Source organism: Roseburia sp. TF10-5 (assembly GCF_003462365.1).
Lineage (GTDB): Bacteria > Bacillota > Clostridia > Lachnospirales > Lachnospiraceae > Roseburia > Roseburia faecis.
In genome coordinates this window covers 315,779-323,396 of the sequence record NZ_QTYW01000002.1, presented here as the reverse complement: position 1 = coordinate 323,396, position 7,618 = coordinate 315,779, and the positions used below count along the sequence as shown (strand labels likewise).

9 protein-coding genes are annotated in these 7,618 nt (G+C 43.5%); all 9 read left to right on the top strand.

What is annotated here, in order from left to right:
• Positions 1-693, top strand: a 693-nt coding sequence (locus DXD06_RS03640) for a 4Fe-4S binding protein (protein ID WP_117830676.1), incomplete at its 5' end; no start/stop codon positions are given.
• A gap of 152 nt (positions 694-845) precedes the next feature.
• Positions 846-1,634, top strand: coding sequence for a peroxiredoxin family protein (locus DXD06_RS03635; RefSeq protein WP_117830675.1), 789 nt, complete (start codon positions 846-848; stop codon positions 1,632-1,634).
• A 574-nt stretch (positions 1,635-2,208) separates the two neighbouring features.
• Positions 2,209-2,457, top strand: a complete 249-nt coding sequence (locus tag DXD06_RS17400; RefSeq protein ID WP_243000844.1) for an AAA family ATPase — start codon at positions 2,209-2,211, stop codon at positions 2,455-2,457.
• A gap of 32 nt (positions 2,458-2,489) precedes the next feature.
• The gene (locus tag DXD06_RS03620; RefSeq protein WP_117830673.1) at positions 2,490-3,506 is read left to right on the top strand and encodes a threonine aldolase family protein; all 1,017 of its coding nucleotides are present in this window, start codon (positions 2,490-2,492) and stop codon (positions 3,504-3,506) included.
• Between the two features lie 230 nt (positions 3,507-3,736).
• Positions 3,737-4,276 (top strand): helix-turn-helix transcriptional regulator, encoded by a 540-nt coding sequence (locus DXD06_RS03615; protein WP_117830672.1) that lies wholly within the window; start codon positions 3,737-3,739, stop codon positions 4,274-4,276.
• Positions 4,277-4,655: 379 nt separating this feature from the next.
• Entirely contained in the window at positions 4,656-4,889 is a 234-nt protein-coding gene (locus DXD06_RS03610) for an AAA family ATPase (RefSeq protein WP_117830671.1), read from the top strand.
• A gap of 39 nt (positions 4,890-4,928) precedes the next feature.
• Positions 4,929-5,078, top strand: a complete 150-nt coding sequence (locus tag DXD06_RS17010; RefSeq protein WP_158569478.1) for a hypothetical protein — start codon at positions 4,929-4,931, stop codon at positions 5,076-5,078.
• Positions 5,079-5,225: 147 nt separating this feature from the next.
• Complete coding sequence (locus DXD06_RS03605; RefSeq protein ID WP_022045733.1) at positions 5,226-5,555, top strand: hypothetical protein; 330 nt, start codon at positions 5,226-5,228, stop codon at positions 5,553-5,555.
• 113 nt (positions 5,556-5,668) lie between these two features.
• Positions 5,669-7,426 (top strand): molecular chaperone DnaK, encoded by a 1,758-nt coding sequence (gene dnaK / locus DXD06_RS03600; protein WP_117830670.1) that lies wholly within the window; start codon positions 5,669-5,671, stop codon positions 7,424-7,426.
• Positions 7,427-7,618: the final 192 nt, after the last annotated feature.

Genomic DNA, 7,618 nt, shown 5'->3' with positions numbered 1-7,618 from the left:
CAGGCTGTAATCGGTTCTTCGAAGTTTAAATTTTCTTATTACATAACGGGATTTTTTATATTGATCGGCGTTTTGCTCGGACGATTTGTGTGCGGATTTTTATGTCCGTTCGGATGGTTCCAGGAGTTGCTGCATAAGATACCGTTTAAGAAATTTTCAACGAAAAAGCTTAAGCCGCTTCGTTATATAAAATATGGCGTGTTGTTGATTTTTGTTATTTTACTACCCCTTCTGGTGACAAATTCACTGGGAATGGGAAATCCGTTTTTCTGTAAATATCTTTGCCCGCAGGGAGTGCTGGAGGGAGCGATTCCGCTTTCGATTGCCAATGCAAGTATCAGAGCGGCCCTTGGCAAACTGTTTACATGGAAATTCGGTATACTTATTACTTTTGTAATCCTAAGCCTTATGTTTTACCGCCCATTCTGTAAATGGATATGTCCGCTGGGCGCAATCTATGCGCTTTGCAATAAGGTATCTTTTCTGCAGATGAAGGTGGATGAGGATAAATGTGTATCCTGCGGCAAATGTGAGAGAGCCTGCAAGATGGACGTGGATGTCACAAAGCATCCGAACCATACGGAATGTATCCGCTGTGGTATGTGTATAAAGGAATGCCCGACGGAAGCAATTCACTATCAATATGGATTTGGAAATTCGAAACCGAACGACAAGAAAGCTTCCCATGAGTAAAAACGTTCAGGAAAGCAAATGAAATCAAACAATGAATAAAGGAGAATAAAATGAAGAAATTAACAGTGATGCTGCTTATTGCAGCGATGGTACTCGGAGTAAGTGCGTGAGGAAATTCTGCTAACAAGGAAAATACAGCAACAGAGTCGCAGATGTCAACGCAGGAAGCAGAAGATCTGGATGCAAAGATTAATGAATTGACACAGAAAGAGAACAGTATTCTTGAAAACCATAAGGCTTTATGGGAGAAGGTATTTAACAGCATTGACAAATCAACTGTCAAGGATGCGACAGCTACGAATTACGGAGATTTTCTGGCAAACTCTTTAGACAAAATTAAGGATAAGTTTACCGATGATGAACTCAAGTCTTTGAAGGAAGATGTTGAAGAAATCAAAAAGCTTGAGGATGAGCTTCAGCCACTTCTTGAGAAGCAGAGTGCGAATGCATCAAATAAGGATTCCGGCAAAGAGGGAGCAAGCGTATTTCCGGAGTTTAAGGCAAAGGATCTGGATGGAAATGACGTGGACAGCAGCATCATTTCAAAGAATGCGGTCACGGTTTTGAATTTTTGGTTTAATGGATGTTCTCCATGCGTACAGGAGCTTCCGGAACTGAATAAATTAAATGAGGAGCTGAAGGAAAAAGGCGGACAGGTAATTGGTATCAATACAGATTCTCTTGACGGAAATGAGGATGGAATTGCTGAAGCTAAGAGTATTTTAGAGAAGCAGGGTGCAAAATATACGAATCTTTCCCTTGATTCCAACAGTGAAGCCGGAAAATATGCAACAGGCATTATGGCCTTCCCGACTACAATCGTGCTTGACCGTAACGGAAATATTATCGGAGAGCCGATCATGGGCGGTATTGATAATGACGAGGCATATAAGCAGCTGATGAAGACGATCGATCAGATACTGGCGGCTGATAAGAACTAGATAAGTTACTGTTCACACCTAACGGTGTTACCAGCAACAATTAATACTATGGCGCATAGCTTGACAGCGTAGTGTCAAGCTTGCGTCTGAACAGTAACCTAGATAATACCTATTGCGGAGGGGACTCCTATACCAAATGGAACAAAGGTATGGATAACGCAAAAGGGAAGATGTATTGCAGCCAATAATGTGTCAAAAATTCCAGAACATAAATTACGAATTATGATGGATATCATTGAAGCGCGGCATGCAGAAATAGAACTATTGTGGTTGAAAAATTCGGAGAGATTTCGTATTATTGTTAAATTTGCAAAGCAACAGGCTAAGCTGGGGCAATATGGTGTTAGTAGAAAAAGGAAGAATAGGGGCAGATCGGATAGAAATATTTGATCTGCCCTGTTTTACGTTTACGAGATAAAAGGGGTCTGCCCCTAAAATCAGAGGTGCCTGACACAATAAATATTTAATCTGTCTACTTTAGAGGTATCATATCAGACAAGGGCGCTTTTTTTGATTAAAATCTTGAAGAAATGCCCGGTTCATGTTATAACAAGGATATATTTGGGAGGTAATGATGTATTTTAAACGGAAAGTATATGACAGATTGTTAGAATGGAAAGCAAAATACTCAGATAAATATGCGGCTTTGCTTGAGGGGGTCAAACGAGTCGGTAAATCAACGATCGCGGAGTCTTTTGGGCAAAATGAATACAAGTCTTATCTTTTGATTGATTTCTCAAAGACAACGGACAATATACGCAGTTGTTTTGAGGATGTGGGAAATTTAAATATGTTCTTTTTGCGTCTTCAGGCCGAAAATTGATCAAAAGTAAATTTACTAGGAGTGTGTAAGAAATGATAAGATTTAACAACGATTACAATCATGGAGCATTTGCATCCATATTGAAGGAACTTGGCGCAACGAATGGCACAAGTTACGCCGGATACGGGGAAGATGAGTGGTGCAATAAAGCGGAAACCATCATAAAGAAGCTGGTCGATAATGACGATGCATTGATCAAATTCATTCCGGGAGCCACGCAGGCGAATTATGTCGTGATCGCGGCTGCATTATCTTCGGTGCAAAGCGTGATCGCTGCAGATACCGGACATATCAACTGTCACGAGGCGGCGTCCATCGAGAATACCGGACACAAGATTCTGGAACTTCCGAATACAGATGGCAAGATTACCGCGCAGCAGATCGCCGCTTGCGCCAAGGCGTATTACGATCAGGACGAGCCGGAGTATCTGACCGAACCGAAGATGGTCTATTTGTCTTTCCCGACAGAAAAAGGTACCCTTTACTCGAAGAAAGAACTTAACGATATTCATGAGGTCTGTGCACAATACGGGATGTATCTTTTCGTGGATGGCGCGCGCATGGGATATGGACTTGGATCGGAGAAAAATGATCTTACTTTGAAGGATTTTGCGGAATTGACGGATGTATTTTATATTGGCGGAACAAAGTGTGGCGCTTTGTTCGGCGAGGCGCTCATTATTACTGCGCAGGATCTGAAGTATCGCTTTAAGGCCTACATGAAGCAGAATGGTGCAGTACTTGCGAAAGGCTGGCTGATGGGACTGCAGTTTGCAACGATGCTGGAGAGCGGCGAGTATTTTGAGGCTGCGAAGCGCGCCGATGCGCTTGCGATGCAGATTAAGAAAGCGTTTGAGGACAAGGGTGTTCCGTTTGCGGTGGAGAGCTTTACCAACCAGCAGTTTGTTATTCTGACGGAGCAGCAGAAGCAGGAGCTTGCGCAAAAGTATTATTTTGAAGACGAAGGTGATACGCAGCGTTTCTGTACGAGCTGGGCAACAACGGAGGACGAGGTTGATATGCTGGTTACGGACATCGAAAAGTTGTAGAAATATTGAAACATGTGGTGCCTGACACAATAAACAGTAAGAAAACATTATCAAGTACGCAGTTTTAACTGACCAGGTAAGTTTCATTTACTAAACCACGTGTGAAATTGTTGGACATAAACAGCGAATGCCTGATTTTAAGGAATTTATGAGGGTTCGCTGTTTGTGGTAAATACATTTTTGACGTTGTATGTTAGAGTAAAGCTACGACAATAAATGGAGGCACTTTAATGGATATGGTAAAGATGGGAAGCTTTCTTGCAGAACTTCGTAAGGAACGCAACTTAACACAAGCTGAGCTAGGAGAAAAACTGGGAGTGACAAATAAGACCATCTCACGTTGGGAGACAGGGAATTACATGCCGTCTGTTGAGATGTTAGAAGAACTTAGTACGATGTATGGCATGACCATAAATGAACTCCTAAGTGGTAAAAAATTATCCACGGAAGAATATAAAGAGATGGCAGAAACGAACATTAAAGAAACACTAAAAGAGAGCACATTTAGCTTAAAGGAAAAGCAGGAATTCTTTAAGAAAAAATGGTTAAAACAACATGCTATGACAATCGTCATTGTTTATGTTTTATGGGTGCTTTTTGCACTTGCCCTGGCAAAATATGATTTACCGGTTTATTTCGTTGGAGGCATCGGTGGATTCATTGGTGTAACGATCTATGCTTTTTTTCATAACCGCATGATGGCTTATGTTGAAGACTGTATATATGGCGGAAAATGGGATGAGTATAAGGGGAAAGAAAACGTTGATTAAAAATGGAATAGTGCTGTTAAGCTAGAGAAGCTAAATGGCATTGGTAAACAGAAATCAGAGGTGCCTGACACAATAAAATTATATGCCGGAGATTTATGATATTTACGGGTATGAAAAACCGTGGTGCATATCAGGATGCATCACGGCTTTCTTTTTACTGTAAAGTTCCGTTATAGGTAAAAGAAGCATGTACAGTCACATACCATAAAGTAGTGCCGGAAGAGACTGACTGGGTATTCACTGTGTGATGAGGTATATTGGATGAAGAGTGGACATATTCAGTTGCAGTAAATTTTGTAATTGGCTCGTAAAAATATCTGCCATCATGTATAATAAAATATACAGAAAAAGATAATTATGTTGAAAAGGAGCCAACACTATGGGAACATATTTGAACAGCATAACTCCATATACTTTGTATAAAAGTGAGTGCATAAGCGCGTATTTTGTGGATAAAACACTTATGCTCAGGGAACTGTTTCCGTATGTAAGTGCGGGAAATCGTCATATCTGTATCACCAGACCACGCAGATTCGGAAAGACAATTATGGCGAACATGATCAGCTCTTTTTTTCAAAAGATACCGGATTCAGGTGATGGAAAAAATACTTGAATTTGCCCATAACACAGAAGTGATAAAACTGCTGATTGTATGATTCTGGAATTAAAGATAGATCATACACCGGATGAGGCTATTGCACAAATAAAAGATAAAAAGTATGCACTCAGGTTTGCACCAAAGATTGCCGGGAACAGAGAGTATACAGGAAGAATATTGGCAGTTGGTATTTTTGTAGTATGAAAAAGGTACGGGAGTGTACTTGCGTTTCCAATCGTTTTCTGCTACAGTAGGCGTAAACAGAACAGGTGATTAGCAAAGGAGCTTTCTCGGATAAGAGGAAGCTCTTCTTTTATATAACGAAAAAAGAGTCGAAAAGGAGGCGAATCTATGGATGCAGAAATGATCATACTCTGCGACGGTGTGGTAATCCCACAGAGCAAAAAAGAAATTGACGGGGGTGTCGCAATTGCAGGAGGACATATCCTGCGGATCGGGGCGCGTGCGGAATTGTCGGATTATCTGGGAGTGGATACGGAGGTGGTGGAATACCATAATTCCACGCTGTTTACATTTGACCGTACAAATACAGAGGGAGATGCCAATATTGCAGTTGTGGCAGGAAACATGAAACACCATGGACATGGAGATCTGAAAAAGACCGTGGGGCTTCGCTTTTTGATGTATCACGGAGATGTGGTAATTCAGAAGGAATTATGAAAAGTATAAACAATAAGTGAAATATCTGCCGGAAACCTTGACGCAGGGGCTTTCCCGACTTACTCTTGTAATTAAGAGATGTGTGGATACACATAGACAGGGAGGAAAAGACCGTGGGTAAGGTAATAGGAATTGATTTGGGAACGACAAACAGCTGTGTCGCTGTTTTGGAAAATGATCAGCCGGTTGTGATCACAAACGCGGAAGGCTCGCGGACCACACCATCGGTTGTGGCATTTACCAAAAACGGAGAGCGTCTGGTGGGAGATGCTGCCAGACGACAGGCAGCTGTCAATGTAGACCGGACATTTTTCTCCATTAAGCGTGAGATGGGAAGTGCGTTCCGGGCAAAAATAGATGGCAAACAGTATACGCCGCAGGAGATTTCCGCGATGATCCTGCGCAAACTCAAAAAAGATGCGGAGGAATATCTGGGGGAAACAGTTTCGGATGCGGTGATTACCGTACCGGCATATTTCAGTGATTCCCAGCGACAGGCGACAAAGGATGCCGGAAAAATTGCCGGATTAAATGTCCTTCGGATTATCAACGAGCCGACATCTGCGGCACTGGCATACGGACTGGATCACGGGGAGCCACAGAAAATTCTGGTGTATGATCTCGGTGGCGGCACATTTGACGTATCGGTTATTGAAATCGGGGACAACCTCATCGAAGTACTTGCCACCGCGGGAGACAATCACCTCGGTGGGGATGATTTCGATGCGCGTATCACGGAGTATCTGGTATCGGAATTCCAGCGCACGGAGCGTGTGGATCTGCGGAAAGATGCGACGGCTATGCAGCGTGTGCGTGAGGAGGCGGAAAAGGCCAAAAAGGTATTGTCCTCCTCTTCCACAACGGGCATCAACCTGCCGTTTATTGCGACCGTAAAGGGTGAGCCAAAGCATATGGAAATGACTCTGACGCGTGCAAAATTTGAGGAACTGACGATGGATCTCATTGAGCGCACGGCAGGTCCGGTGCAGCAGGCACTTTCGGATGCGGGAATTACGGCAGCGGATCTGGGCATGGTACTTCTGGTAGGTGGTTCTACCCGTGTACCGGCGGTATTCGAGGAAGTGCGCAGACTGACAGGAAAAGAACCTTCACGCAATTTAAACCCGGATGAATGTGTGGCACTGGGAGCGGCTGTGCAGGGTGGAAAACTTGGCGGTGCGCTGATGTCAGGATCACAGGCGGCAGAGATTATCCTGATGGATGTCACACCACTTTCGCTTTCCATTGAGACGGTAGGAGGTGTTTCGACGAAGCTGATTGACCGGAATACCACGATTCCGACACGGTTCAGTAAAGTGTTTACAACTGCCGGAAATTTCCAGACATCTGTGGATATCAAAGTACTGCAGGGCGAGCGTCAGTTTGCAAGAGACAACAAGCTGCTTGGGCGGTTCCAGCTGCGGGGCATTAAACCGGCACCGGCGGGTGTGCCGCAGATAGAGGTAACGTTTGATATTGATGCGAACGGTATTGTACAGGTTTCCGCAAAGGATCTGGGAACCGGACGGCATCAAGAGATCACAATCACGGCAAGTTCCAATTTGTCAGACGCAGAGATTGACCGCGCGATAAGAGAAGCCGCGGAATATGAAGCAACAGACGGGCAGAGAAAGGCTTATATTGATGCGCGAAGCGAGGTCGACACGTTGATCCGTCAGGTGGAAGTAGCTTATAAAGAGAAGAAAAAGACCATCGACAGTGGTGCGCGTCACCAGATCAAGAGCAGCCTTTCTTATGTAAAGAAACTGGTCAGCCGTACAAAGCCGGGAAATGTGTCCGAAGAGCAGGCGGCTGAGCTGCAGCGGGCAGCAGCGGAACTGCGCAGTGCTGCAGGAGTGCTTGGAATATAAAAGGTTTCAATCATAAAGAGAGCTGTTTTGATATAAAAAGGCACAGATACGTTTTCTGTCAAAAGACACAGAACCGTATCCGCGCCTTTTATTTATTTGCACTAACTTTTATTCTCTTTTGTTTTATACTTGCGTTTGCTTTTGAACTGTGCTATATTAAGGCTGACAGATAAAAACAAACGTAAATAAAAA